Origin of the sequence: Salipiger sp. PrR003 (genome assembly GCF_010500785.1) — a bacterium.
In the GTDB taxonomy this organism is placed as follows: Bacteria; Pseudomonadota; Alphaproteobacteria; order Rhodobacterales; family Rhodobacteraceae; genus Salipiger; species Salipiger pacificus_A.
The window spans coordinates 123,675-149,882 of sequence record NZ_JAAGOV010000043.1; the positions used below are offsets into that span (position 1 = coordinate 123,675).

The 26,208-nt window shown below is 66.7% G+C and carries 28 protein-coding genes; 9 read left to right on the top strand and 19 right to left on the bottom strand.

Features of this window, described 5'->3' with window-relative positions:
* Positions 1-9 precede the first annotated feature (9 nt).
* From G0D83_RS15315 to G0D83_RS15365, 11 genes are all read right to left on the bottom strand, one after another.
* A complete protein-coding gene (locus G0D83_RS15315) occupies positions 10-1,230 on the bottom strand; it encodes a cysteine desulfurase (protein ID WP_164195507.1) in 1,221 nt (406 codons plus the stop codon).
* Positions 1,223-1,840: a YIP1 family protein gene (locus tag G0D83_RS15320; protein ID WP_235940210.1), complete on the bottom strand. Its 618-nt coding sequence runs from the start codon at positions 1,838-1,840 to the stop codon at positions 1,223-1,225. The genes G0D83_RS15315 and G0D83_RS15320 overlap by 8 nt, the downstream gene beginning before the upstream one ends.
* On the bottom strand, positions 1,801-2,310 hold the full coding sequence (locus G0D83_RS15325; protein WP_164195510.1) for a YIP1 family protein: 510 nt from the start codon (positions 2,308-2,310) through the stop codon (positions 1,801-1,803). The genes G0D83_RS15320 and G0D83_RS15325 overlap by 40 nt, the downstream gene beginning before the upstream one ends.
* A complete protein-coding gene (locus G0D83_RS15330; protein WP_164195512.1) occupies positions 2,310-3,590 on the bottom strand; it encodes a SufD family Fe-S cluster assembly protein in 1,281 nt (426 codons plus the stop codon). Before G0D83_RS15330 ends, G0D83_RS15325 begins: the two co-directional genes overlap by 1 nt.
* Positions 3,590-4,345, bottom strand: a complete 756-nt coding sequence (gene sufC, locus G0D83_RS15335) for a Fe-S cluster assembly ATPase SufC (RefSeq protein ID WP_108966186.1) — start codon at positions 4,343-4,345, stop codon at positions 3,590-3,592. The genes G0D83_RS15330 and sufC overlap by 1 nt, the downstream gene beginning before the upstream one ends.
* Before the next feature lie 24 nt (positions 4,346-4,369).
* Positions 4,370-4,966, bottom strand: coding sequence for a hypothetical protein (locus G0D83_RS15340; protein WP_164195514.1), 597 nt, complete (start codon positions 4,964-4,966; stop codon positions 4,370-4,372).
* The gene (locus tag G0D83_RS15345; protein WP_108966190.1) at positions 4,963-5,280 is read right to left on the bottom strand and encodes a heavy metal-binding domain-containing protein; all 318 of its coding nucleotides are present in this window, start codon (positions 5,278-5,280) and stop codon (positions 4,963-4,965) included. The genes G0D83_RS15340 and G0D83_RS15345 overlap by 4 nt, the downstream gene beginning before the upstream one ends.
* Before the next feature lie 10 nt (positions 5,281-5,290).
* Positions 5,291-5,485: a hypothetical protein gene (locus tag G0D83_RS15350; RefSeq protein WP_164195516.1), complete on the bottom strand. Its 195-nt coding sequence runs from the start codon at positions 5,483-5,485 to the stop codon at positions 5,291-5,293.
* 24 nt (positions 5,486-5,509) lie between these two features.
* Positions 5,510-7,030: a Fe-S cluster assembly protein SufB gene (gene sufB / locus G0D83_RS15355; RefSeq protein ID WP_164195518.1), complete on the bottom strand. Its 1,521-nt coding sequence runs from the start codon at positions 7,028-7,030 to the stop codon at positions 5,510-5,512.
* Between the two features lie 70 nt (positions 7,031-7,100).
* Entirely contained in the window at positions 7,101-8,144 is a 1,044-nt protein-coding gene (locus G0D83_RS15360; protein WP_164195520.1) for a cysteine desulfurase family protein, read from the bottom strand.
* Between the two features lie 45 nt (positions 8,145-8,189).
* Entirely contained in the window at positions 8,190-8,702 is a 513-nt protein-coding gene (locus G0D83_RS15365) for an Rrf2 family transcriptional regulator (protein WP_164195522.1), read from the bottom strand.
* Between the two features lie 168 nt (positions 8,703-8,870).
* On the opposite strand from G0D83_RS15365, the gene G0D83_RS15370 reads away from it, so the two are divergent.
* From G0D83_RS15370 to G0D83_RS15380, 3 genes are all read left to right on the top strand, one after another.
* The gene (locus tag G0D83_RS15370) at positions 8,871-9,524 is read left to right on the top strand and encodes an alpha/beta hydrolase (RefSeq protein WP_108966200.1); all 654 of its coding nucleotides are present in this window, start codon (positions 8,871-8,873) and stop codon (positions 9,522-9,524) included.
* A 99-nt stretch (positions 9,525-9,623) separates the two neighbouring features.
* A complete protein-coding gene (locus G0D83_RS15375) occupies positions 9,624-9,875 on the top strand; it encodes a hypothetical protein (protein ID WP_108966202.1) in 252 nt (83 codons plus the stop codon).
* On the top strand, positions 9,872-10,471 hold the full coding sequence (locus G0D83_RS15380) for an HD family hydrolase (RefSeq protein ID WP_164195525.1): 600 nt from the start codon (positions 9,872-9,874) through the stop codon (positions 10,469-10,471). The genes G0D83_RS15375 and G0D83_RS15380 overlap by 4 nt, the downstream gene beginning before the upstream one ends.
* A gap of 109 nt (positions 10,472-10,580) precedes the next feature.
* Here G0D83_RS15380 and lpdA read toward each other — a convergent pair whose 3' ends face one another.
* From lpdA to G0D83_RS15395, 3 genes are all read right to left on the bottom strand, one after another.
* The gene (gene lpdA, locus G0D83_RS15385) at positions 10,581-11,975 is read right to left on the bottom strand and encodes a dihydrolipoyl dehydrogenase (RefSeq protein WP_164195527.1); all 1,395 of its coding nucleotides are present in this window, start codon (positions 11,973-11,975) and stop codon (positions 10,581-10,583) included.
* A 234-nt stretch (positions 11,976-12,209) separates the two neighbouring features.
* The gene (locus tag G0D83_RS15390; protein WP_164195529.1) at positions 12,210-12,794 is read right to left on the bottom strand and encodes a DUF924 family protein; all 585 of its coding nucleotides are present in this window, start codon (positions 12,792-12,794) and stop codon (positions 12,210-12,212) included.
* Positions 12,795-12,924: 130 nt separating this feature from the next.
* Positions 12,925-14,226, bottom strand: coding sequence for an MFS transporter (locus tag G0D83_RS15395; protein ID WP_108966210.1), 1,302 nt, complete (start codon positions 14,224-14,226; stop codon positions 12,925-12,927).
* 390 nt (positions 14,227-14,616) lie between these two features.
* On the opposite strand from G0D83_RS15395, the gene G0D83_RS15400 reads away from it, so the two are divergent.
* Entirely contained in the window at positions 14,617-15,066 is a 450-nt protein-coding gene (locus G0D83_RS15400) for a TadE/TadG family type IV pilus assembly protein (protein WP_164195532.1), read from the top strand.
* Positions 15,066-16,373 carry a pilus assembly protein TadG-related protein gene (locus tag G0D83_RS15405; protein WP_164195534.1) on the top strand — a complete coding sequence of 436 codons (1,308 nt, stop codon included), beginning with the start codon at positions 15,066-15,068 and terminating at the stop codon, positions 16,371-16,373. The genes G0D83_RS15400 and G0D83_RS15405 overlap by 1 nt, the downstream gene beginning before the upstream one ends.
* A gap of 9 nt (positions 16,374-16,382) precedes the next feature.
* Here the strand turns inward: G0D83_RS15405 and queA are convergent, their stop codons facing one another.
* Both queA and G0D83_RS15415 read right to left on the bottom strand, forming a co-directional pair.
* The gene (queA, locus tag G0D83_RS15410; RefSeq protein WP_164195536.1) at positions 16,383-17,432 is read right to left on the bottom strand and encodes a tRNA preQ1(34) S-adenosylmethionine ribosyltransferase-isomerase QueA; all 1,050 of its coding nucleotides are present in this window, start codon (positions 17,430-17,432) and stop codon (positions 16,383-16,385) included.
* A 20-nt stretch (positions 17,433-17,452) separates the two neighbouring features.
* Positions 17,453-20,734, bottom strand: coding sequence for a DUF3971 domain-containing protein (locus tag G0D83_RS15415; protein WP_370457249.1), 3,282 nt, complete (start codon positions 20,732-20,734; stop codon positions 17,453-17,455).
* 87 nt (positions 20,735-20,821) lie between these two features.
* Between G0D83_RS15415 and G0D83_RS15420 the strand changes: the two genes are divergently transcribed.
* The 3 genes from G0D83_RS15420 to G0D83_RS15430 all read left to right on the top strand — a co-directional run bounded on the left by G0D83_RS15420 (position 20,822) and on the right by G0D83_RS15430 (position 23,349).
* Positions 20,822-21,274 (top strand): peroxiredoxin, encoded by a 453-nt coding sequence (locus tag G0D83_RS15420; protein ID WP_108966219.1) that lies wholly within the window; start codon positions 20,822-20,824, stop codon positions 21,272-21,274.
* Positions 21,275-21,554: 280 nt separating this feature from the next.
* A complete protein-coding gene (locus tag G0D83_RS15425) occupies positions 21,555-22,868 on the top strand; it encodes a M23 family metallopeptidase (protein WP_108966221.1) in 1,314 nt (437 codons plus the stop codon).
* The gene (locus G0D83_RS15430) at positions 22,858-23,349 is read left to right on the top strand and encodes a polymer-forming cytoskeletal protein (RefSeq protein ID WP_095882696.1); all 492 of its coding nucleotides are present in this window, start codon (positions 22,858-22,860) and stop codon (positions 23,347-23,349) included. Before G0D83_RS15425 ends, G0D83_RS15430 begins: the two co-directional genes overlap by 11 nt.
* Before the next feature lie 98 nt (positions 23,350-23,447).
* Here G0D83_RS15430 and G0D83_RS15435 read toward each other — a convergent pair whose 3' ends face one another.
* Positions 23,448-24,032, bottom strand: a complete 585-nt coding sequence (locus G0D83_RS15435) for an HNH endonuclease (protein ID WP_108966227.1) — start codon at positions 24,030-24,032, stop codon at positions 23,448-23,450.
* Positions 24,033-24,222: 190 nt separating this feature from the next.
* Here G0D83_RS15435 and G0D83_RS15440 point away from each other — a divergent pair, with 190 nt between their 5' ends.
* Positions 24,223-24,654, top strand: a complete 432-nt coding sequence (locus tag G0D83_RS15440; RefSeq protein WP_108966229.1) for a VOC family protein — start codon at positions 24,223-24,225, stop codon at positions 24,652-24,654.
* Between the two features lie 112 nt (positions 24,655-24,766).
* On the opposite strand, the gene G0D83_RS15445 is transcribed toward G0D83_RS15440, so the two are convergent.
* Both G0D83_RS15445 and G0D83_RS15450 read right to left on the bottom strand, forming a co-directional pair.
* On the bottom strand, positions 24,767-25,432 hold the full coding sequence (locus G0D83_RS15445) for an alpha/beta hydrolase (protein WP_164195538.1): 666 nt from the start codon (positions 25,430-25,432) through the stop codon (positions 24,767-24,769).
* Positions 25,429-26,079: a DNA-3-methyladenine glycosylase gene (locus tag G0D83_RS15450; RefSeq protein ID WP_203595058.1), complete on the bottom strand. Its 651-nt coding sequence runs from the start codon at positions 26,077-26,079 to the stop codon at positions 25,429-25,431. The genes G0D83_RS15445 and G0D83_RS15450 overlap by 4 nt, the downstream gene beginning before the upstream one ends.
* Positions 26,080-26,208: the final 129 nt, after the last annotated feature.

Sequence of the window (26,208 nt, forward strand, 5' to 3'; positions counted from 1 at the left end):
GGGTGCGGCTCAGGCGAAGAGCTCGTGGGCCAGTTCCAAGGCCTCGACCAGCGTGTCGACCTCTGCCTCGGTGTTGTAGAGGCCGAAGGAGGCGCGGCAGGTCGCGGTGACGCCGAGGTGATCCATCAGCGGGCCGGCGCAATGGTGCCCGGCGCGCACCGCGACGCCCTTCTTGTCGAGGATCGTCGAGATGTCATGCGCATGCGCCGCGCCATCGAGCGTAAAGGAGAAGATCGCCGCCTTGCCGGGCGTGGTGCCCTGCAGGTTGAGCCAGTTCAGCCCCTGCAGCTTCGATGCGGCGTAATTGGCGAGCTTCGCCTCGTGGGCGGCGATGTTTCCCATGCCGAGGCCCATCATGTACTCGAGCGCCGCGCCAAGGCCGATCTGCGGCACGATGCCGGGCGTGCCCGCCTCGAACTTCATCGGCGGCTCGGCATAGGTGATGCTGTCCTTGTGGACCTCGCGGATCATGTCGCCGCCGCCCATGAAGGGGCGCATCTCGGCCTGGCGCTCGCGGCGGATCCAGATCGCGCCGGAGCCCGAGGGGCCATAGAGCTTGTGGCCGGTGATGGCGTAGAAATCGCAGCCGAGCTCCTCGACGTTGACGGGCATGTGCACCGCCCCCTGCGAGCCGTCGACCAGCACCGGCACACCCTTCTCGCGCGCACCTGCCGAGATCGCCTTGATATCGACCACCGTGCCCAGCACGTTCGACACCTGCGTCACCGCGATCAGCTTGGTCTTCGGCGTGATCGCGTCCAGCACCGCCTGCGGATCGAGCGCGCCGGTGGCGTCGACGTCGACCCATTTGATCACCACGCCCTGCCGCTCGCGCAGGAAGTGCCAGGGCACGATATTGGCGTGATGCTCCATGACCGACAGGATGATCTCGTCCCCGGCCTCCATGCGGGGCATGGCCCAGCCGTAGGCGACGAGGTTGATGCCCATGGTCGAGCCGTTGGTGAAGACCACCTCTTCCTCGTCCCGCGCGCCGAGGAAGCGCGCGATGGTGCCGCGCACGCCCTCGTATTTCTCGGTGGCGAGGTTCGACAGGTAGTGAAGCCCGCGGTGGACGTTGGAATATTCCTCGGCATAGCCACGGGTCACCGCGTCGATCACCACCTGCGGCTTCTGCGCCGAGGCACCATTGTCGAGATAGACCAGCGGCTTGCCGTTCACATCGCGGGAGAGGATCGGAAAATCCTCGCGGATTTGTTGCACGTCATACATAGCTTGCCATCCCGTTCGGCATTCCCCCCATCAGGGAGGCGATCATCATCAGCGCCGCGAGCAGCGCCAAGGTCGCGAGTATCAGCACCAGCAGCGCCTTTAAAGGGCTGCCGAAACCATGCGCCTCGTCGAGGAAGGCGACCAGGATCCAGAGCCCCACACAGAGCGCCACAAGCACCAGCAGCACCGCCAGCCCGCCCGAGACCGCGCCGATCAGCGCCACCCCGAGCTGCGCCAGCGCCCGCAGCCCCTGCAGCCAGATCAGCAGCACGGCCACGTCCTCGAGCCGCGCAGTGCCGCCGAAGCTGCGCCCGGCCCATGTCAGCGTGACGATCGAGCCCGCCAGCATCACGGCCAGCAAGAGCCCCATCGGCACCGGCATCAGCCCGCCCACCGGGCCCAGCTCGCCGCCGAGCTGCATCAGCCCGACCAGCAGCGCATTCAGCGCCACCACCAGGCCGAAGCCGGTCAGCAGCGCCTCGCGCGACAGATGCAGGCCCAGCAGCATCCGCGCCACCTCGCGCGGGGCGGTGACGGTCTGCCAGGCCAGCGAAAGAAGACCCGCCACGGTCATGCGGCGGGCCGTTCGGCCATCCGGTCCCCGGGCCATACCGCGGCCCTGAGGCCGCCGATCCAGAACCAGAGGAAGACCGCGCACCACAGCAGCCCCACCAGCGAGAGCTGCAGACCCTCGCCGACGAACCCCGCCACCAGCCCGTTGAGCAGCGCCAGCGGGCTCGCCGCCAGCAGCGCCCAGAACAGTGCCAGCCGCGCACCGTAGCCGGTTCCCCGGCCGCGGAAGAGCTTGGCAACAAGATGGCTCAGCGCCGCCAGCACATAGAGCGCAAGCGGCAGGATCACCATGCAGGCCAGCAGCGACGCCCCCATGAGCGGGTTGAGCTCGGTACTTTCAAGATGCGCCTGCCGCGCGAGCGCGGGCATCCGGGCGACGAAGAACATCGCGCAGGCGGCCATGACGAGCATCAGCGCCCGGTCCTCTCGGGGGCCCTGCGACAGCAGGCGGCGCATCACCGCGCCCGGCCCCCGATAGGTGGCGACGATCTCGCGCGAGAGCGACATCAGTCGCGGCGACGGCCCAGCCAGGCCGCGACCAACTCATTGATCTCGGTCTGGATGTCCTCGTCCTCGACCTCCTGCACCGCTTCGGCGATGAAGGCGATGGTCAGCAGGTCCTCGGCGATGCCGCGCGGCACGCCACGGGCGCGCAGGTAGAACAGACCGTCCTCGTCGATTGCGCCCGAGGTCGAGCCGTGCGAACAGGCCACGTCGTCGGCGTAGATCTCGAGCTCCGGCTTGGCGAGGAACTGGCTGTCCTCGTCCAGAAGCAGCGACTGGCTGATCTGATAGCCGTCGGTCTTCTGTGCGCCGGGCTTGACCAGGATCTTGCCCTGGAAGACGCCGGTCGCGCCGTTGCGCAGCACCTTCTTGAAGATCTGGCGGCTTTCGCAGTTCACCGCGTCGTGGGTGATGAACACGGTGTCGTCATGGTGGAAATCGCCATCCCCCATGCAGGCGCCCGCGACATGCACCGCCGCGTCGTCACCGGTCAACTCGATCACCGCCTCGTTGCGGGTCAGCACGCCGTTCACCGTGAGGGTGAAGGTCTTGAAGGTGCTCTCGGTGCCGAGCCGGCCGAAGATATGCGTCGCGGCGCGGCGCTCGTGGTCGCGGCCTTGGACCCGGATGTGGTGGAAGCCAGCGCCATCGGCGACGTCAACTTCCATCACCGCGTTGAAGCGCGCGGCGGCGGGGCCGGATTCCAGCACCGTCACGTCGCCGCCCTCTTCGACCTTCACCACGTGATGCAGGATCGCATCGGAGCTGTCGCTCTCGTGGCGATAAAGCAGGTGCACGGGCTTTGCGACCTTGCCGGTCACGCGGATCAGCAGGCCATCGGTGGCAAACGCGGTGTTGAGCGCGGCAAGCGGGCGCTCGACGGGGGTCTGGCCGCTCAGTTCCAGCGTGCCATAGAGATCCTTGGCCCAGTGGATATCCGAAGCCTCGGCGAGACGCTCGATGCTCAGCCCTTCGAGCGCCAGATCATCGGAGTCCTCGGCGCTGAACACGCCGTCGACGAAGACCACCTTGAGCCGGTCGCGTTCGCTGAAGACCGGCGCCTCGTCGTCCGCGGCCATCACGGCGGCGGCGGGCGCCTCGACTGCGGTCAGCGTGTCGGGGCGGGTGAATTTCCAGTACTCGTCACGGCCGCCGGGCAGGCCCATGGCCTGCACGCGGGCCAGCGCCGCCTCGCGGGCCGGACGCGACCAGCCGCCTTCGGGCAGGCTGAGCGCGGCCAGACGCGCGTCGGTCGCGGTCTGCTTGACTTGGGGAAGTGCCATTACGCCTCCTCCTCGATGATGTCCGCATAGCCGTTCTGCTCGACCTCGAGCGCCAGCTCGGGGCCGCCGGTCTTGATGATGCGGCCGTTCGACATGATGTGCACGACATCCGGTTTGATGTGGTCGAGCAGGCGCTGGTAGTGGGTGATCACGAGGAAGGCGCGGCCTTCGTCGCGCAGCGCGTTGACGCCATCGGCGACCAGCTTCATGGCGTCGACGTCGAGGCCGGAGTCGGTCTCGTCGAGGATGCACATCTTCGGCTCGAGCATCGCCATCTGCAGGATCTCGTTGCGCTTCTTCTCACCGCCCGAGAAGCCGACGTTGACCGGGCGCTTGAGCATCTCGGCATCGATCTTCAGCGACTTGGCCTTCTCGCGGATGACCTTGAGGAACTCGGTCGAGGACATCTCTTCCTCGCCGCGGGCCTTGCGCTGCGAATTCACCGCGGTGCGCAGGAAGGTCATGTTGCCGACGCCGGGGATTTCCACCGGGTACTGGAACGCCAGGAAGAGGCCCGCCGCGGCGCGCTCTTCGGGCTCCATCTCAAGGATGTCCTCGCCTTCCAGCAGCGCCTCGCCGCCGGTGACCTCGTAGCCGTCCTTGCCCGACAAGACGTAGGACAGGGTCGACTTGCCCGAGCCGTTCGGGCCCATGATCGCATGCACCTTGCCCGCTTCGACGGTCAGGTCCACACCCTTGAGGATCTGCTTGTCCTCTTCTTCCAGCTTCACCTGAAGGTTCTTGATTTCCAGCATAGGTTTCCCTCCTTGGGGGTGCGGTCAGGGCCGCACGGTCAGTTTCATGATCCGCAGCAGATCCTTCACCGGGAAGGCCTGAGGGACGATCTCGAACCGGGCCATGCGGCCGGTCATTTGCGGTCGGCCGAGCCAGTGCTCGACCTTGTGATAGTGCGCCCGCGGTGCGTAGTCGTCGAAGAGCAGCACCAGCGGTTTCTCGGTCAGGAAAGCGGCGGCAAGCGCGCAGCCCTCGCGAAAGCGGCCATCCACCAGCACCACGTCCGGCTGGCGGAACTCGGGCAGCCCCCAGACCTTCAGCGGGTACTCTGGGAAGCTGCGCCACTCGATCTCGTCGACCGGGTGGCCCCATTCCTTGGTCGGCCCGATGTCGGACCAGATCACATCCACCTCGGTCCCCGCGGCGGGCGGGGTCTCGGCGAACCAGCGGCGCATCCCCTGCGCCCAATCCTTGTCCGACTCCACCGTGAAGACGGTCTTGCCGGGCATCTCTGCGGCCAGCACGGTCGAGCCGCCCGAGCCGTATTCGAGGATCACCTCTGCCCGTGCGTACTCGTCGCGCAGCAGTGCTGCCTCCGCCTCGGGCAGGGTCAGCTCGGGCCGAACCAGCGCTTCGGTCATGGCGTGATCACCACCGCCGTGCCCGACACCGAGACCATGAGCATCGAGTCGCCCACCACCTCGTAGTCGAGATCGACGCCGACCACGGCATTCGCCCCCAGCACCTTTGCACGCGCTTCGAGCTCGCGCATGGCCACGTCGCGGGCATCCTGCAGCTTGGCCTCATAGGCGCCCGAGCGCCCGCCGATGATATCGGTCACCCGCGCGAAGAGATCGCGCATCACATTGGCGCCCATGATGGCCTCGCCCACCACGATGCCCTTGTAGGCGGTGATGCGGTGGCCCTCGATGGTGTTTGTTGTGGTGACGATCATCGCGCGGTCCTCAACCCAGGAAATAGCGGTAGGCCATCATCACGAGCAGTGCGACCCCGGCGGCCGCGCTCGCGGTGAGCAGCACCGAGCCGCCAAGAAGCCCCTCGGTATTGCCCTTCCGCTTGCGCACGCCAAGGCCGATCAGCACGCCCACAAAGACGCCGATCGCCGCCCCGGCGGAGTCGAGTACCAGCTGTTGCAGCATCCGGCGTCTCCCCTGCGGCGGGCCTTAGCCCACCGAGCCTTCGAGCGAGATGGCGACGAGCTGCTGGGCTTCCATGGCGAACTCCATGGGCAGCGCCTGCAGCACTTCCTTGCAGAAGCCGTTGACCACCAGGGCCACCGCCTCTTCCTCGTCCATGCCGCGCTGGCGGCAGTAGAAGAGCTGGTCGTCGTCCACCTTCGAGGTGGTCGCCTCGTGCTCGACGCGCGAGGAGTTGTTCTTCACCTCGATGTAGGGAACCGTGTGGGCCCCGCACTTGTCGCCGATCAGCAGACTGTCGCATTGGGTGTAGTTGCGCGAGTTCTTCGCCTTCGGGTGCATCGACACCAGACCGCGATAGGTGTTCTGCGCCACGCCCGCCGAGATGCCCTTCGAAACGATCCGGCTCTTGGTGTTCTTGCCAAGGTGGATCATCTTGGTGCCGGTGTCGGCCTGCTGGTGGTTGTTGGCGATGGCGATCGAGTAGAACTCGCCCTGGCTCTCGTTGCCGCGCAGGATGCAGGACGGGTACTTCCAGGTCACGGCCGAGCCGGTCTCGACCTGCGTCCACATCACCTTGGCCCGATCGCCACGGCAGTCGGCCCGCTTGGTGACGAAGTTGTAGATGCCGCCCTTGCCGTTCTCATCGCCGGGGAACCAGTTCTGGACGGTCGAGTATTTCACCTCGGCGTCCTCTTCGACGATGATCTCGACCACGGCCGCGTGCAGCTGCGCGGTATCGCGCTTCGGCGCGGTGCAGCCCTCGAGGTAGGACACGTAAGAGCCCTTGTCGGCGATGATAAGCGTCCGCTCGAACTGGCCGGTGTTCTCGGCGTTGATGCGGAAGTAGGTCGACAGCTCCATCGGGCAGCGCACGCCCGGCGGCACGTAGACGAAGGAGCCATCCGAGAAGACCGCCGAGTTCAGCGTGGCGTAGAAGTTGTCCGACACCGGCACGACCGAGCCGAGGTACTTCTTGACCAGTTCCGGGTGCTTCTTGATGGCCTCGGAGATGGAGCAGAAGATCACGCCTGCCTTCTCGAGTTCCTTCTGGAAGGTGGTGCCCACGGAAACCGAGTCAAAGACCGCGTCCACGGCGACCTTGCGGCCCTCGGCGAGCGCGTCCTCGGCGCCCTCGACACCGGCGAGGATCATCTGCTCCTTGAGCGGGATGCCGAGCTTCTCGTAGGTCGCCAGCAGCTTGGGATCGACCTCGTCCAGAGACTGCGGCTTGGTCTCAAAGCTCTTGGGGCGGGCATAGTAGTACTGCTTCTGGAAGTCGATCTTGGGGTAGTCGACCATCGCCCAGGTGGGCTCTTCCTTGCTCAGCCACCGGCGGTAGGCCTCGAGGCGCCACTCGGTCATCCACTCGGGCTCTTCGTTCTTTTCCGAGATCAGACGCACGATGTCCTCGTTGAGGCCCATCGGCGCGTATTCCATCTCGATGTCGGTGTCCCAGCCGTACTTGTAGGTCGAGACAGCCTCGACCGCGTCCACGGTCTCCTGCTCGACACCTTCCTTCACGGTGATATTGTCAAAAGCTGCCATCAGCCTTTATCTCCTGTCGTCCCGGGGCAAGCGCCGCGCGCCGCCCTGCGTTTCCGGTGACGCGCGCGGCTCAGAGCACGGGCGCGTATTTCTTCCGATACTGACGTGCCCAGGCTTCAGCGAAGCGCAGCACGTCTTCTTCCCGTGTCGTCGGGCCCAGGCTCACGCGGATCGCGCAGCCGGCCACGTCGTCGTTAAAACCCATTGCCCGCAGCACGCGGGAGGCGCGGACCTTGCCGCTGGAACAGGCCGACCCCGCCGAAATCGCGAAACCGGCAAGGTCCATCTGCATCACCTGCGTCTCACCCTTCCAGCCCGGCAGGGCGAAGCAGGAGGTGTTCGGCAGGCGCGGCGCACCATTCCCGACAAAAATAGTCTCTGGCGCGGCAGCCGCAATAGCGTTCTCTAGAATAGTTCTAAGTTTTTCGATTCCTGTCCATACGTCATCGGCCAGATCGCGCGTGGCTGCCTCTGCGGCTGCGCCAAATCCCGCTATGCCGATCAGGTTCTCGGTCCCGGCGCGGCGACCCATCTCCTGCCCGCCGCCCTTCATCTGCGGAGGCAGCTCTGTGCCACGCTTCATCACCAGCGCGCCGATTCCCTTGGGCCCGCCGAGCTTGTGCGCCGAAACGATGACCATCTGCGCGCCGGTCCAGTTAAAGGCGAAGGGCAACTTGCCGAAGACCTGCGTCGCATCAATCACCGCGAGCCCCTGCGGCAGATCCTGTACCACACCGGTTTCGGAGTTCGCCGCCTGCAGCGCGGTGCTCGCGGGGTCGCGCACGGTCACCCGCCCCTGCCCGTCCACCGGCAGATCGCAGGTCAGCCAGGCGGCCATCGCATCATGCTCTATGTCTGCGCCCTGCAGCCCGCGCCCGGCGCAGGCCAGGGCCGCGGCCTCGGTGGCGCCCGAGACGAAGATCACGTCGGCGCCGTCGGCGCCAAGCGCCGAGGCGACCTGCGCCCGCGCCTTTTCCATCAGCCCCTTGGCCCCGCGCCCCTCGGCGTGGACCGACGAGGGGTTCCCCACGAGATCCATCGCCGCGATCATCGCGTCTTTCGCCTCGGAGCGCAGCGGCGCCGTGGCATTCCAGTCGAGATAGGCCCGCGTCACGCCGCCCCCTCTTTCATCTTGTCCAGATTTCACGCCGCCTCGGGATCATATCTCGTCCGAGAGAATGTCCTCGACCTCTTCCCGCTCCTCGTCAGAGACCGGCTCGTCGACGATGGCAAAGAGCGACGGCACCGCCGGACAGGGTGCCAGCGCATTGCCGACCACATCCGAGAGCCGCGCCTGATGCAGGTACACATAGACATGCGCCGAAAGCGACTGCCAGAGCCGGTTCGACAGAGACTGCGCCCGGCTGCCCGAGGCCCCACCCGACGCGCCCGCACCCTTGTGCATCGCGTCAACGGTCTCGTCGACCGCCGCCAGCACGTCGACCACGCGGATCTCGTCGGTCGTGCGCGCCAAGCGATAGCCGCCGCCGGGTCCGCGCACCGAGGCCACCAGCCCCGCGCGTCGCAGCTTGACGAAGAGTTGCTCTAGGTAGGGAAGGGAAATGTCCTGGCGCCGCGAGATGTCTCCCAGCGTCACCAGCTCTCCCTCCGGCTGGAGGGCGATGTCGACCAGCGCGACCATCGCGTAACGCCCCTTGGTGCTCAGCTTCACGCTTGCCTCCCGGGCACCTTCGCGCCCAACCGATTGACCTTGACCGGGCAATTGCATATCTGCAATCAAGCCCTCTCCCGTGCCAGCACGGGATTTAGAAACGTTCTAAAGTGCCGCAGAAATTTCGTCAACAATTTCGCGCACACCGATCAGGAGCACTTCCGCCCGATGCCCGAGGTCATATTTCCCGGACCCGAAGGCCGCCTCGAAGGCCGCTATCATCCGCAGAAAGACAACGACGCCCCCATTGCCATCGTCCTGCACCCGCATCCGCAGTTCGGCGGGACGATGAACAACAAGGTCGTCTATAACCTTCACTACGCGTTCTACAACATGGGATTCACCGTGCTGCGGTTCAACTTCCGTGGCGTGGGGCGCAGCCAGGGCGAATACGACCAGGGCATCGGCGAGCTTTCGGATGCAGCCTCGGCGCTCGACTACCTGCAGTCGATGAACAACAACTCCAAGCACTGCTGGGTCGCCGGGTTCTCCTTTGGCGCCTGGATCGGCATGCAGCTGCTGATGCGCCGCCCCGAGATCACCGGCTTCGTGTCGGTCTCGCCGCCGGCCAACATGTACGACTTCTCGTTCCTCGCGCCCTGCCCCTCCTCTGGGCTGATCATCAATGGCACCAATGACCGCGTGGCCCCGCCCGCGGACACGACGACGCTGGTGAACAAGCTCAAGGAGCAGAAGGGCATCACGATCACCCACGATCAGGTCGAGGGCGCCGGGCACTTCTTCGAAGAGCCGCACATGGAGACGATGATCGACAGCGTCACCGGTTACGTGAAGCGCCGACTGACCGAGACCAGCCGCTGAAACAGCCCAAAGGCCGGCCCCGCGCCGGCCTTTGCATGTCCGTCGCCCGCCCTGGCTGACCTCCGAAAACCCTAGACCGCACGACCGGGAGGAGTGCCCATGAACCTCACCCAGGAGCTGGCCGACAAGCTGGCCGAGGACACGTTCAAGGTGATGAAGCTCACCGGCGACGAACGCTTCTTCATGGAGGTGGCCAAAGTCATCGGTGCTTCCTCCACCACGCTCGAGGAAGCCTATCTCACCTCGATCCGCGTCCGCCTCGCCGAGCGCCGGGCGCGCGCCTTCCTCGTCGAGCGGCTGAATGCCGCCAAGGCCGGCGGCACCAACATTCCCGAGGAGCCGCAGGAATGACCCCCGACGGCCAGACCAACCGCCTCGATGCGCAGATGGCCTTCCTCATCGAGGCGGGCCGGCTTTCGGCGGTCACCCGCGCCACCAAGACATCGGACGGCGCCCGCTTCGAGAACTCTGCCGAGCACAGCTGGCACCTGGCGCTCTTCGCGCTGGTGCTGGGAGAGCATGCTCCCGAGGGCGTCACCATCGAGCGCGTCATCAAGATGCTGCTGCTGCATGATCTGGTGGAGATCGACGCCGGAGACAACCCGTTCTTCGGCGAGGTCGACGAGGCCGCCAAGGAGGCCGAGGAAGCCGCCGCCGCCGACCGGCTCTTCGGCCTGCTGCCCGCCGACCAGGGCGCCGCGCTGCGCGCGCTCTGGGACGAATTCGAGGCCAACGAGACGCCCGACGCGCGCTTCGCCAAGTCGGTGGACCGCTTCCAGCCGCCCAACATGAACCTCGTCACGGAGGGCGGTTCCTGGGTGGATTACAAGGTCACCTGGCCGGTCTTCGAGAAGAAGATGGCGCCGAAGATCCAAAGCGGCGCCCCGAAGCTCTGGGCCTGGCTGGCGCCGAAGGTCGAGGCTTTCCTCGCGCGGCTCTCGCACTGACACCCTGTGCGGCCGGGGGCTGAGCCCCCTCACCGGCCACAAGTGTCGACTCGCCATGAAAAAGGGCGCCGCAAGGGCGCCCTTTTGTGTTTTTGACCCAGCCACGCCCTCAGTAATGGATCACGCGGCCGTAGGCGTCGAGCACGCTCTCGTGCATCATTTCCGACAGCGTCGGGTGCGGGAAGACCGTGTTCATCAGATCCTCTTCGGTGGTCTCGAGCTGGCGGCCCACGACGTAGCCCTGGATCAGCTCGGTCACTTCCGCGCCGACCATATGCGCGCCCAGAAGCTCGCCGGTCTTTTTGTCGAAGATCGTCTTGACCAGGCCCTCGGGCTCGCCGAGCGCGATCGCCTTGCCATTGCCGATGAAGGGGAAGCGACCGACCTTGATCTTGTAGCCGGCTTCCTTGGCCTTGGCTTCCGTCAGGCCCACCGAGGCGACCTGCGGGTGGCAGTAGGTGCAACCGGCGATGGACGAGGGCTCGACCGCGTGCGGATGGCCACCGGCGATGAGCTCGGCCACCATCACGCCCTCGTGGCTGGCCTTATGCGCCAGCCAAGGCGCGCCGGCGATGTCGCCGATGGCGTAGACGCCCTCGATGCCGGTGCGGCAATGCTTGTCGACCACCACATGGGTGCGCTCGACCTTCACGCCAAGCGCCTCGAGACCCAGCCCCTCGGTGTTGCCGACGATGCCGACCGCCGAGATCACCGTGTCGAATTCTTCCTTGGTCACCTTGCCGTTCTGCTCGATATGCGCGGTGACCTTGCCCTTGGCGCGGTCGAGCTGCTTGACCATGGTCTTCTCGCGGATGGTCATGCCCTGCTTCTCGAACTGCTTCTTGGCGAATTTCGAGATCTCCTCGTCCTCCACCGGCAGGATACGGTCCATCACCTCGACCACTGTCGTGTCGGCGCCGAGCGTGTTGTAGAAGCTGGCGAACTCGATGCCGATGGCACCCGAGCCGATGACCAGCAGCTTCTTGGGCATGCGGCTCGGCACCAGCGCGTGCTTGTAGGTCCAGACGCTCTCGCCGTCGGCCTCGAGGCCGGGCAGCTCGCGGGCACGGGCGCCCGTGGCAATCACGATGTTCTTCGCCGTCAGCTCCTCGGTGCCCTTGTCGGTCTTGACGGTGACCTTGCCCTTTGCGGGGATGGTCGCCTCGCCCATGAAGGCAGTGACCTTGTTCTTCTTCAGCAGGTGGGTGACGCCCGAGTTGAGTTGCTTCGCCACGCCGCGCGAGCGCTTGACCACCGCGTCGAGATCGTAACCGATCTTTTCGGCGGTCAGGCCGTACTCCTTGGCGCGCTGCATGAAATGGTAGATCTCCGAGCTGCGCAGCAGCGCCTTGGTCGGAATGCAGCCCCAGTTGAGGCAGATGCCGCCCATGTGCTCGCGCTCCACCACGGCCACCTTCAGGCCGAGCTGCGCGCCGCGGATGGCGGCGACGTAGCCCCCGGGTCCGGCACCGATGACGATCATGTCGAAGCTTTGCGAAGCCATGGCTCTCTCCCGCCGAGTCAAATTAGTTTGATATTAAACCATCCCCCGCGGAGCTTCAACGCCACCCCGCAAGAGAACGCCTTCCGCCCGGTCAGCTAGGGCTCGGCCGGGTCGAGAGCAAGGTGGCGAGCCGGAAGCAAAAGCGCAACCCGCCGTCGACACCCCGCCAGCAGGCATGCGAAGGGCCCGCGCGATCAGATCGCGCGGGCCCTGCCGATTCTCGTTGCGGGGCGCTCAGGCAGCCTCGACCGTCTGCAGCTTGCGCAGCACCTCGCCGTAGCCGCCACCCTGCAGGTAGCCGCTTTCCGGCGTGGTCGTGGCGCGCGAGAGCGCCTCGTTGCGGGTCGGGAAGCGCCCGTACTCGCGGATCACCTCGCGGTGGGCACGGGCGTGCAGCAAGTTGGAGGCGCCGGTTTCGGGCAGGCGCTCCTTCATCAAGCGAATGCAGCGCTCCTGATCGCAAAGATTCTCGGAGTGCATCAGCGGCAGGTAGAAGAACTGCCGGGCGGGCTCGTCAATCTTCATGTCCCAGCCGCGCCAGATTGCCTGCTTCGCCGCCGCCAGTGCGATTGCATCCGCGGAAAAGGCCTTGGCGCTGCCGCGGAACATGTTGCGGGAGAACTGGTCCAGCAGGAGGATATAGGCCAGCGCGCCGCCGGGATAGGTGAGCCAGAGGCCGAACCGTCCCTCCATCGCGCCGTTCCAGGTCTCCTCGAACCGGGAGCGGATCTCGGCGTCCAGCGCCTCGTCCGCCTTGTACCATTGCTCTGGCTCTGTTTCGTCGAGCCAGAATGCCAGAATGTCTTCGGGGGCTTTCATGGTTCCATCCTTACGTGCCGCTCCGCTGTCACTAAAAGGTTACACGCGCCCTTGCCGCAAGGCGAAGTCACAAATTCTGTCAATTGCGACATTCCCTGGTTCCTTGATGCAACGCTCAGAAAATGGGCACTCAGCGGGAGGTCGGCGCGCCGCTGGCCTCGAGACGCGCGGCCTCCTCGGCTTCCGCCTCGGCTGCCTCCTGCGCCTCGATGGCCACTTCCTGCGCCAGTTCGACCGCGACGGGCGAGGACACCGGGCCCACGGCTGTAACGCTTGCGGCGTCATCCGACTCCGGCGCCGGGCGCCGGGTCATGCGCCAGCCGGCATAGGCGGTGAGCCCCAGCATCAGCGCCGCGATCAGCACGAAGAAGCCGCCCGGCCCCATGGTCTCCATCGCGTAGCCCGAGATCAGCGGGCCGGCGATGGCGCCGAGTCCGTTGATGAACAGCAGCCCCGCCGAGCCCGCCGCCATGCGGTCGGTGCCGAGGTAGTCGTTGGTGTGGGCGATGAGGATCGAATAAAGTGGGTTGGACGCGCCGCCGATCAGGAAGGCCGCGCCGAGCAGCACGGTGAAGTGACCCGACAGCGAAACCGCCGCCGCCGCGGCGAGCCCCCCGACCAGCGCCACGATCACCACAAGGACGCGTCGGTCCATCCGGTCCGACAGCCAGCCAAGCGGATACTGGGTGACCAGCGCACCCACGTAGAAGGCGGCGACGAAGGTCGAGATCTGCGCCAGCGTCAGACCCGCCTCGGAGCCGTAGACCGCCGCCATGCCGAACTGCGAGGCGAAGACCCCGCCAAGCAGGAACATGCCGACCATGCCGAGCGGCGAGACGGTGTAGAGCTCGCGCAGGCTCATCGGGCGGGTGGTGTCGAAGGCCGGAGTCGGCGAGATCGACAGCAGGATCGGGGCGAAGGCGATGGAGACCAGCACCGAAGGGATCACGAAGAGCAGGAAGCCCGAGGGGTCGGGCACCAGCAGAAGCATCTGCGCGGCGATGATGCCGACCATCTGCACGATCATGTAGGCCGACAGCGCCTGGCCGCGGTTCTCGTTCGACGAGGCGTTGTTGAGCCAGCTCTCGGCGGTCACGTAGACGCCGCAGTAGCAAAAGCCGATGATCATGCGCTCGATGGTCCAGACGATGGGATGCGGGAAGGCCGGGTAAAGGATCAGGACCGCCGAGATGAACGAGCCAAGCGCGGCGAAGACCCGCACGTGGCCGACCCGGCGGATCATCCCCGGGGTGACCCGCGACGCCAGCAGGAAGCCGGCGAAGTACCCCGCCATGACCACGGACATGGCAAAGGCCGAGAAGCCGGCGCCACCGCCGCGCACGCCAAGCAGCGAGCCCTGCAGGCCGTTGCCCACCATCAGCAGCATGACCCCGAGCAGCAGCGCCCAGGAGTGTTTCAGAACCTCAGTCATCGGTCAGACCCTTTGTCCCAATCTAGCGCCACGCCCTGGCGCCGATTCTGCCTTTCTCCCTGCCCTGCCTGTCACGCGGCCCATGCGCAAGAGGCTTCGCGAATTGCCCGTATTTTGGGCATGTAGCATCCGGTGGCGAGGTGGCGACCTGAGCGGAACGTGCCCTGAAAGGCGAACGGAAACGGACTGTTTCAATTCCCAGAGCGAAAATAAACTATTTGTTTTGCAACAATTTAACGCAACGCCATTCCCAAAACGCACTTCAAATACGCATTGGATGACTCAGCCCGCAAGAGTTGCCGCAATATCGGCAAGATTCCGTCGAAAATAGACGTGTGGCGGGTCGAGTTTCCCCGCCCGAGGAGGAACCAGTAAAAGGGGGCGCTCGCCATGACGACGCGCACGACGGGTATTGCCAGAACCGGTATGATTTTTCGATTTCCCTGGAAACACATTGGCGCAAGGAAGTTCGTCCGCGACGACGAGGGGTCGCTCACGGTCGAGGTCGCAATCTGGGCGCCCGCGATGATTTTCATGCTCGCGCTTGTTTTGGACTTTGCCTTCATGATGGTCCTGAACGCGAGCATGTGGAACGCCGCACGCGAAACCGCACGCGCCGTATCCCTGCACCGGGTGCTGCCCGATCGCGCCGACGATTACCTCAGGGACCGGCTGCTGTTTCGCAATGCGCCCTATCGGATCTCGGTCAAGACCGGCCCCGACGAGGTCGACGCGCGGGTTGCCCTTGCCGGCCCCGAGGCCTCGCTGACCCCTGTCATGGGACGCTACCTCGTCGGGGACCTCAACGCTTCGGTTTCCATGCTGCGGGAGCCGAACTGATGCCCGGCCGCCTCGCGAAGGCGCGCGCCGCCGGGCTCTGGAGAGAAGAGGATGGCGCGGGCACCGTCTACGCGCTGTTCCTGGTGGTTGTCGGCGTGCTCGCAGGCGGCGCGGCGGTGGATTCCGCAAATGCCTGGCGGGTGCGCGAGATCCTGCAGTCGACCGCGGAGGCCGCGGCGCTGAGCGCCGCCATCCGCGCCTCGGAGCCGATCGCGCTCGAAACGCCGCGCGGGGTTGCCGAACGGATCGCCGACGACGGGTTGCGCACGGCCAAGCTCGGGGACGCCTGGCATGACGGCAGCTTCGAGATTGGCCGGCGCGATCCCGAGAGCGGCGTTTTCATTGCCAACCAGACACCGACCGACGCGGTGCGCGTCACGCTCAACCGCGATCGGGTCCACGGCAATCCCGAGCCCCTGCATTTCGTCGGCCTTTTCGGCTATGACCCCTGGAATATCCGGGGACAGGCCGTCGCGCAGTTCCGCACCCGGGGGGCGCTTGATTGCCCGGACCCATTGCTCTCGCTGCAGGCGCGGGCCGATATCTCGGCACTCGATGTTTATATCGGCATCTGCCTCATGGCCAATGCGGGAGTGGGTTACGGCGAAGCACCGCTCTGGCGCACCGAGGAAACCGACAGGCTGATCGGCAAGCTGATTTCCCGGGGGATCGAATTGCCCGGTCTCGATCTCTTCGGTCTCGATCTCTTCGGCCTCGAGACGCTCAGCCGGCACGACCTCGAGGAGGTTGCGCGCACCGCGACGCAGAACATCAACATCCGAGATCTCGATAACGTCGAGGTGATCAGCGACGGCAGCGTCTACATCGACTGCGAGGCCGGCGAAGTGCTGCGGCTGGGGGATGGCTTCGTGGTGGAGAACGCGGCGATCTTCTCCGAATGCCCGATCCGTTTCGAGGGCGAGGTCTCGCTGCGCGCCAGCCTTGTGGTCACGAACCTGCTGTCGCTGGTGCGCGATCTCGACGAACTTCGGCTGCAGCCCGATAGGGTCCTCACCGGCTCGCCAGCCTGCGCACCCGGCGACGGGGTGAAGGTGCTGCTCTTTGCCGATCTCGATGCGGTGGCGGGCATTCCCGCATTGGTCTCGACGGACTCGCCGCTGGGCCAGTATCTCGACCAGACGGTGGAGGAGACCGGCGGGGTGCTGCGCGACACGCTCGGCTTCCTCGGCGGCGTGGTGAACCCGCTGGTGCGCGACATTTCCGAAATCACCACGGATCTGCAGCTGCTGCCCATCTGCCTCAACGCCACGACCCTGCTGAACGGCGATACGGTCACCCTGCGCTGAGGCCGGACCTCAGGGGATCAGCAGCGAGGCGTCGCCGTAGGAGAAAAACCGGTACCGCTCGGCCAGCGCGTGGGCATAGACCCGGTCCATCCGCGCCTTGCCCATGAAGGCGGCGACCAGCATCATCAGCGTCGACTTCGGCAGATGGAAGTTGGTCATCAGCGCGTCGGCGACGTGGAAGTCAAAGCCGGGGTAGATGAAGATATCCGTCACGCCGCGCCAGGGTGCGATCGCCCCCGTGGCGCGCGCCGCGGTCTCGATCAGCCGCAGCGCCGTGGTGCCGACGGGAATGACGCGCCCGCCCGCCGCCTTGGTCGCGGCGATCTCGGCGGCGGCGACGTTGGTAACCTCGCCCCATTCGCCGTGCATCTTGTGGGTGGTCACGTCATCGACCTTCACCGGCAGGAAGGTGCCCGCGCCCACGTGCAGCGTCACATGGGTGAACTCCACACCCCTCTCCTTCAGCGCCGCCAGCAGCGGCACGTCGAAGTGCAGCGATGCCGTCGGGGCGGCGACCGCGCCCGAGGCGCGCGCCCAGACGGTCTGGTAGTCTTCCTTGTCCTGCTCGTCCGCGGCGCGCTTGGCGGCGATATAGGGCGGCAACGGCATTGCCCCGGCCTCGGCGAGCGCGGCGTCGAAATCCTCGCCGCTCAGGTTGAAGCGGAACAGCCCCTGCCCTTCCTCGCGCGCCTCGAGCGTCGCCGAAAGTCGCTCTGACAGCACCACCGTCTCGCCCTCGCGCAGCTTCTTCAGCGGCTTGACCAGCGCCGCCCAGAGCCCGTCCGCCCGCGGCTCGAGCAGGGTGATCTCGATCCGGGCCTCGGTCTCGCCCTGCGCGCCCGAGCGGTGCCGCAGCCCCGAGAGCCGCGCCGGGATCACCTTGGTGTCGTTCAGAACCAGCCGGTCGCCAGGGCGCAACCAGTCGGTGAGGTCGCGCACGATGGCGTCGGTGATGCTCTCGCCCTCGGCCACCAGCAGCCGCGCCGAGGAGCGCGGATGCGCCGGGCGCGTGGCGATGAGGTCCTCGGGCAGAGGGAAGTCGAAATCGGAAAGCTGCATGGGTCTCGGGGTCTCTGGCGCTATTGACTCACCTGCGGGGGCGGGCGCCGGAAAATGTCACGGAACATGCCGGGAGTGAAGACCGAAAGCGGGTTCACGCTGACCGCCGGATCGGCCACCGGCCCGCGCAGGTTGAAGTTGAACCCGATCAATCCCTCCCCCTTGCGCGAGAAGAGCTGACCGATGCCGTTGATCACGTAGATCGGCGAGAGCACCCCCTGCATGTCCATCATCCCGGTGGCGAGGTTCGCATATCCGTCCATCGAGATGCCCATCGAGGGGCCCGTGGCGCTGGAACGGGTCAGGGTGATCTGCTGCGGCGTCATGCGGAACCGGGCCTCGACCTCGGAAAAGAAGATGCCCGGCCCGTTGAGCTGGTCAATGATGCCGACCACGCTGATCCCGTCGAGCAGCTGCACCACGGCGGGGTTCTTCTGCATCCGGGTGCCCTCGATCTTCAGCGCGCCATCGTATTCGCCGCTGCGGCCCTGCACCGGCACGAGGGTCAGATCGAAAGTGCCGTCCTCGATGTTCTGCATGACGCCCGCGCCCTTCAGCACGTCGCCGGCGTCTCGCGCGCGGATGCGGATCGCCGTGCCGCCGTTCTGCGGCACCACGTCGCCCTGGATCGGGGCGCGGCCGCCGACCGCGCCGGTGAAGCTGCCGTTGATGCCGCGCGCCGTGCTGAACTTGCCCTGGAAATTGTCGATGGCGATCTTGTCGGTGACCTGGAGACGGTTCACCGCGACCTCGACCGGGCCGCCGCCGCGGCCACTGCCCCCGGCCCCGCCAAGCGGCGCGCCGCGCATGTCGAGCGCAGTGCCGGTGATCCGCATCGCCGGAGCGGCGTTGCGCCCGCGCCCGGTGAGCACCGCAGCCCCGTCGAGCCAGCCGCCCGCGCGCAGCACCGGCAACGACAGGCGCCGCAGCGTGCCATCCGCGTTGATTGCCACTGTCCCCTGCGCCGTCAGACCCGGGGCCTTGAGGGCCAGCTTGTCGACCGAGACGGGCGTGCCCAACGTCGCCTCGAGCTCGAGCGATCCCGTGCCCGCCTGCGACAGCCGCCAGCCAAGTTGCGGCACTGACACGCCAAGCCCCGCCATGTCCGAGGTCAGCACCAGCCGCGGCGGCTGGCCATGCGCAAGGGTGATGTCGATCTTCCCGCGCCCCTGGCCCGAGAAGGTGCCCTTGGGCAAGCCGAGCCCCAGCGCCTGCGAGACCGCCTCGGAGAGCACCACCTCTCCTTCGACCTTGCCCGGCGTGCCCGGGGTGAAGGACTGTGTCCAGCTGCCGTCGAAGGGCGCGCCGGACAGATCCCCCTTGCCGCTGACACTCACCCCGGTGTCATCCACGGCAACATAGAGCTCGTCGGCGCTCAGCACCTTGCCGGGCACCAGCTCGGCGCTTTGCACCCCGGTGACGGTGCCGTCGGCGATCACCGTCATCTCCTCGCGCTTCACGCCGCGCTTGAGCGGGGTGACGATGCGCACGTTCGCCGCGACTTCGCCGGTGCCGAGCGCCACGGGTTTCTTGGCCTTGGTCATCACCTCGAGCGGTTTCTCATCAAGATAGGAAAGCGCGGCCTCAAGGCCTCCGGTGGCATGCACGTTAACCTCGCCCATCATCGGCCGTTCGGTCAGGTCGGGGATCACGAAACTCGATCCCCTGCCCTCCAGCACCCCGCCCTGTCGCGGACGCACCTCACCGCTGTCCAGGGCCACCGTCAGCCGGTCTCGCAGGAAAGTGAGCTGCCCCACCCCCTCGTAGAGCCGCGGCAGGGTGCGCGAATAGGTCAGCTCGACGCCGGTGAAATCGCTCTGCAGGTACGGAACGAGCCGACCGCCCGGCGCAAGACGCAGCGCCGCGGTCACATCGTGGAAGCTGCCCGCGTAGATGTTCTTTTCGACCCAGTCGCGCGCCTTTTCCCCGGCGGAAGGTGGCCAGTAGGCCAACAGCGTCTCGGGGGTCAGGCTGTCGAGTTCCGCGTCGAGTGCCATGCGCCAGCCGCCCTCTTCCGCCGACAGCGTGCCGCTGGCCCGCAGCGGCAGCGCCGGGTCGGTGACCCGCAGCCGACCGAGCTCGAAACGGAAGGGATTGAAGCTGAGCCGCCAGTCGGTCTCGGCCCCCGCGAGCTCCAGCTTATCCTCGAAGAACCCCTCGGGATCGGCCTCGAGCCGGGTGAAACGGAACTGCCCGACCATCGCATCGGGCATCCCCTGCGAGAGCCCCTCGAGCACCGCCCGCCCGTCCGAGACCATGGTGCCGATCGCGCTCTTCACCGAGATCTCGTCAAAGGCCAGCGTCGCCGTCGCAGGGTCGAAGGAGAAGTAGGTGCGTGCCTCCTCGAAGGGGATCGGCTGCGTGTCCGCCCGCGGCTGCAGCACGCCGGCGCCGATCTGCAGCGTGGCGGACATATCGCCAAGGTCGCTCGCCTCGGTCAGCGAGCCGCGCAGCGAACCCGAGATCGGCGCGCGCAACCCGTTGAGCCAGGCGAGCGCCGGTGCCTGGGCGGCGATGTCCTGCGCATCGAGGCTGTTCAGCGTCACGCCGAAGCTGGCGCTGCCGCTGCCGATGGGGCTTTCGGCGTTGAAGGCCAGCGTCGCCGGCACGTCCCCGCGCCCGAGCAGCGCCACATCGCCCGACAGCACCAGCGCCGCGCCGTCGCGGCGCACCCCGATCCGTCCGCCGTCGGCGGTCCAGGCGCGGTCCGCGCGGGCATCTTCGTAGCGCAGCGTGATCGCATCCGCTTCGACCGACCGCAGGCCAGAGAGCCGAGGGTCGTCGGCCAGCCTGTCGATCTGCGCCATGATCGTCGGCAGGTCCGGCGCGGCTGCCCCTGCGCCGAACAGCTCGTCGAAGCCCATGGTCAGCCGTCCCTCGGCGTCGCGGCGCGCGGTCAGCTGCACACCCGACACCCGCGCCACCCGCAGCTCGTACTCGCCGCGCAGCAGCTTGGTCGGCGCCAGCCCCGCCTCGATCAGTCCGAAGGTCGCCAGACTCGTGCCGTCGGTGCCCCGCAGCTCGACATCGGTGAGCGCGATGCGGGCCAGCCAGTCGGGCTGCAGGCGCATGCGCAGGTCACCGAAATCCACCTCGGTGCCGGGCAGCGCCTCGGCCAGACGCGTCTCGATCGCCCCGCGCAGCCACTCCGGCGCCGAGACCGAGCGACCCATCGCGTACCAAAGCCCGCCACCCAGAAGCAGCACCACGAGAACCGCCGCCCCCAGTCCGCAGCCGCACCCCCAGAGCACGACGCGGCGGCGTCTCGAGCGTGGTTTCTTGCGGTGGGGGCCGTCTGTCACTGGCAGCGCGCTCTCATCTGGCTATTGTCCTATTCCGGGTTCTAGCCCAAGAACCCGGCAAAGCGAACCGCCCAAAGGAGATGCACGATGACCGACTTGGCCCCTGATTTCACCCTCCCCGTGAGCGGCGGCGGAGAGATCACCCTGTCCGCGCTGCGCCCCGCGAAGGTGGTGCTCTTTTTCTACCCGCGCGACGACACCTCGGGCTGCACCGTCGAAAACCAGGACTTCACCCGCCTGCTGCCCGACTTCGAGGCGCTTGGCGTGAAGGTCTTCGGTATCTCCGCAGACTCGCTGGAAAGCCATGAGAAGTTCATGCGCAAGAAGGCCCTGACCGTGCCGCTGCTGTCCGACGAGACGGCGCAGACCTGCGCCGCCTTCGGCGTGTGGAAGGAAAAGAAGATGTACGGCAAGACCTTCATGGGGATCGAGCGCAGCACCTTCCTGATCGACGGCGAGGGCCGCATCGCGCGCGAATGGCGCAAGGTGAAGGTGCCTGGTCACGCCGACGAGGTCCTGGACGCCGCCAAGGAGCTCTGAAGGGCGCGGTCGCCCGCTCCCGCGCAGAGGGGCTGCCTTGCGGTGGCCCTCTTGCCGCAAGGTCATCCCGTGCACAAAAAATCGGCACAAATCCGGGCAAAACCTATCCTAAAGAAGTACCTGAGATCGGCGAGTTTTCGCCGCGTGCGCGCCCATCCGCCTTCCACGACGAATCGCAAGCCCAAAATTGTTGCGATTTCGGGGGCGTCTGTTAGTCCCTTTGCAGGTTTGGGGATTAGGGGACCCGGGCCCGAATTGGGACGGAACGAGGGACAGACACGTGCGCACGCGGCTCGCGATAAAATGGCACGCGCTTCTTGAGCGCTATTTTCCGGAACGTCGGCTCTTTCTCAGATCGGACACCGACACGCGGTTCATCCGCCTCCGATCAGGCACACAGGCCATCGCGACGCTCGGCATCGCCGTCACCGTGGGCTGGACGATCGTCGCCACCTCGATCCTGCTGATGGACAGCATCAGCGCCGGCAACTTCCGCGAGCAATCCCGCCGCGACCAGACGACCTATCAGCAGCGTCTCAACGAACTTTCCCGCGAGCGCGACATCCGCGCCGCCGAGGCCAAGGCCGCCCAGGACCGGTTCAACACCGCCCTCGCACAGGTCTCCGAAATGCAGTCCCAGCTTCTCGACAGCGAGACCCGCCGCCGCGAGCTCGAGACCGGCATCGACGTCATCCAGTCCACCCTCGGCACCACGATGAAGCAGCGCGAAGAGGCCAGCGCCCGCCTTGCCGCGCTCGAAGAGCAGCTCAGCAACGGCGGCACTGCGCTGGCTGCCGCCAGCAGCGAAGGCGACGGCACGCTCGACCTGCTGACCGACATGCTCGCCCGCACCGCCGCGGAGCGCGACCAGGTGGTCTCCGACGCGCAGGACGCGCTGGTTCGCGCCGACGAGATCGCCACGGAGCTGCGCCTGCGCGAAGAGCAGAACGACATCATCTTCCGCCAGCTCGAGGACGCGATGACCATTTCGGTCGAGCCGCTGGACAAGATGTTCAAGGCCGCCGGGATGAACCCCGACAGCCTGATCAAGCAGGTCCGCAAGGGCTATTCCGGCCGCGGCGGCCCGCTCACACCGCTGACCTTCAGCACCCGCGGCCAGGCGCCCTCGCTCGACGCCGAACGCGCCAACCGCATCCTCGGCGAGATGGACAAGCTGAACCTCTACCGCATCGCCGCCGAGAAGGCGCCCTTTTCGGTGCCTCTGAAAGACCCGTTCCGCTTCACCTCGGGCTTTGGCCGCCGGTGGGGCCGGCTGCACGCGGGCACCGATTTCGCCGCGCCGCACGGTACACCGATCTACGCCACCGCCGACGGCGTGGTCACCCACGCGGGCTGGATGTCGGGCTACGGCCGTCTGGTGAAGGTACAGCACGAATTCGGCATCGAGACGCGCTATGCCCACATGTCCAAAATCAACGTGAAGGTCGGCCAAAGGGTCTCGCGCGGACAGCAGGTTGGTGCTATGGGAAATACAGGACGGTCGACCGGCACGCACCTGCACTACGAGGTCCGCGTTGGTGGGGAGCCCGTCAATCCCATGATCTACATCAAGGCTGCTAACGATGTTTTCTAAGAGCAAGATCAATGAACCCGGGCCCAAGGCCGAGGATACCGCGGCGAAACCCGCTGTTTCCGATGCGCCCCGGTCGACCGAGTTCAAACCGACCGCACCGAAAGCCAAGCCGCCGGCCTCGGTCCTGTCGAGCGATCTGCACATCACGGGCAACATCAAGACCACCGGCGACATCCAGGTCGAAGGCACCATCGAGGGCGACATCCGCGCTCACCTGCTGACCGTCGGCGAGAGCGCCACGATCAAGGGCGAGATCGTCGCCGATGACGTGGTGATCAACGGCCGCATCGTCGGCCGCGTGCGCGGCCTCAAGGTGCGCCTGACCGCCACCGCCCGCGTCGAGGGCGACATCATCCACAAGACCATCGCCATCGAGTCCGGCGCCCATTTCGAGGGCTCGGTGCAGCGCGCCGACGATCCGCTCTCGACCGGCAAGGGCAAGGTTGCAGCGCCCCCCGCGGCAGAACCAACCGCCGGCTGAGCCTTTCGGCTGATCTCAGAACAGCGAACGCCGGGCGCACGCCCGGCGTTTTCGTTTTCCACAGTCTTCTTCCGCAGCCCCCTTCCGCGGTCCCAGCCTCAGGCGTCCAGCTCGGCGTCCCAGTAAAGGAAGTCCAGCCAGCTGTCGTGCAGGTGGTTGGGCGGGAACTTGCGGCCGACGTTGAGCAGCTCCCCTGCCGTGGGCTGACGCGGCGCGCGGTAGAGCGACATGCCGGCGCGGCGCAGGCTCTTCGAGCCCTTGCGCAGGTTGCACGGCGAGCAGGCTGCCACCACGTTCTCCCAGCTGGTGATCCCCCCCGAGGCGCGCGGCACCACGTGGTCGAAGGTCAGGTCGCCCTTGCTGCCGCAGTACTGGCAGCGGAACTCGTCCCTCAGAAAAAGATTAAAGCGCGTGAAGGCCACGCGCTTTCTCGGTTTTACGTAATCTTTGAGGACCACGACGCTGGGTATCTTCAGCACCATCGAGGGGCTTCGGACCACTTCGTCGTATTCGGCGATGATGTCCACCCTGTCGAGGAAGGCCGCCTTCACCGCTTCCTGCCAAGGCCAGAGCGACAACGGGTAGTAAGAGAGCGGGCGATAGTCCGCGTTCAGCACCAGCGCCGGATGTTGGCGGAGCGCCGAGGGCTCTCGTACGAAATGGGTCCTGAAGTCGCCGTCCATGAGTGAGTCGTCCCTCGCTCTGTCTGCTCGTTAGGGCACCAGAGCGGGACCACCCGCCCCAGCTGCAAGACTACTATATATCGCGGAAAAGCTCTGGCAAGCCTCGCTATATGCCCTGATGCCCCTGTGGATAGGTCATGCTCATGACATGAGCATGACACCACGGCGCGCCATCGGCTAGTGTTCTCGGATGAGTGATATCCCCCTGACCGACGTCGCCGCGCCCGGCTTCCTGCTTGAAGCTGCGCTTTATTGTCCCGATCTCGATGCCGCCGAGGCCTTTTACCAAGGAGTGATCGGCCTGGAGAAGATCTCCCGTGTCGACAGCCGCCACGTGTTCTTTCGGGTCGGCACCGGTGTGCTGCTGATCTTCAATCCCGAAGAGACCGAGAAACCGGCGCGCAACCCCGCCCTGCCCGTGCCCAGCCATGGCGCGCGCGGCCCGGGGCACGTCTGCCTTGCCATGCCGGGCGAGGCGATGGAGCGCTGGCGCAAGCGGCTGCAGGCGGCGGGGGTGGTGATCGAGGCCGATTTCATCTGGCCGAACGGCGCGCGCTCGATCTACGTCCGCGATCCCGCGGGGAATTCGGTGGAGCTGGCCGAGCCGAAGCTCTGGGCGTAGCGGAGCCTGATGCAAGCCGGCGCGCCATGCCGCGCGCCGACCTCCCATCGCTCGCGCGCCCGCAGGTCCGCTGCGCGCGCCCGCTACACGCACCGATCGCGCAAGGCGCGACCTAGAACCCGCATTTGTCCCGCAGGAAGGCCAGCGCCACGCCCAGACCCTCGGGGTCGATGCCGTGGCCGGTGCCCTTCATGACGTGGGCATAGACCTCTTTCCAGCCTGCGCCCTGCAGCGCCTCGGCGGCGGCGGGCAGCGACTCGGGCGGCACCACCTCGTCCTGATCGCCATGCAGCAGCAGCACCGGCGGGCGGCTCACCACCTCGTCAGCCAACGACTCGGGCGAGATCAGCCGACCCGAAAAGGCCACCACGCCCGCAACCTCGTCCTCGCGCCGCGGCGCCACGTGCAGAGACATCATCGAACCCTGCGAGAAGCCGACAAGCGCGACCTGCTCCGGCAGCAGGTCCTCGTCGACCATCAGCGCATCGAGAAAGGCGTTCAGATCGTCGACCGCCCGCGCCATGCCCTGCATGGATTCCTCTTCCGAGGAGCCGTCGATCCAGGGGATCGGAAACCACTGGAAGCCCATGGGCGAGCCGGCGCAGTCCTCGGGCGCGTCGGGGGCCACGAACATCGTGTCGGGCAGGTGCTCGGCCAGCGGGTCAGCGAGGCCCAGCAGGTCGGCGCCATTGGCACCATAGCCATGCAGGAAGACGACGCAGGAATGGGTCTCGCCCGATGCGGGGCCCTTGCGGCCGGCCTGGAGAACGCGGGTCATGCAATACCTTCTCTTTGCTTGCGCACATGGTAGTAGGCCCAGAGCGCGCGCGCCGCAACCGCCCGCCAGGGCGACCAGGCCTCGGCCATCTGCCTGAGCGCCTTTTCCTTGGGACGTTCGTCGAGGTCGAAGAGCAGCCGCGCCGCCTCCTGCAGCGCCAGATCGCCCGGCGCAAAGACATCCGCATGGCCGAGCGAGAACATGGCGTAGATCTCGGCGGTCCAGACGCCGATCCCCTTCACCGCCGTCAGCCGTTCGACCACCACCGGTGTCGGCGCCTCGCGCAGCGCGTCGAAGTCGATGCCCTCGGCCGCCAGCGCCTGCGCGTAGGTCGCCTTCTGCCGCGACAGGCCAAGCGCGCGCAGCCCCTCGAGATCGGTCTTCAGGATCGCTTCGGGCCGGGTCATCCCCGCGGCCTCGAGCCGCGCCCAGATCGCCCGCGCCGAGGCAACGCTGACCTGCTGGCTGACGATGGCCGACAGAAGCTGGCCAAAGCCGTCCTCACGCCGCCGCAGCGGCAAGGGGCCGGTCAACTCGAACGCATGGGCAAAGCGCGGCTCGGCCGCCGCCAGCCAGTCGCAGCCCTCGGTCACGCAGGCATCCGAATGAATGATCCGCCCGACCGCCACCGTCTCACCTTTTGCCATCTGCGCCTCGCCTTTCGTGTTCCCCTGTCCTAGCGCAGACGCGGCGCGCTGGCCACCGTGGCGGGGGAGCGACGCCAAGCCGCGTCTACGGGCCCTTGTGCTCGCCCGCGCCCCGCCCTACCGATAACC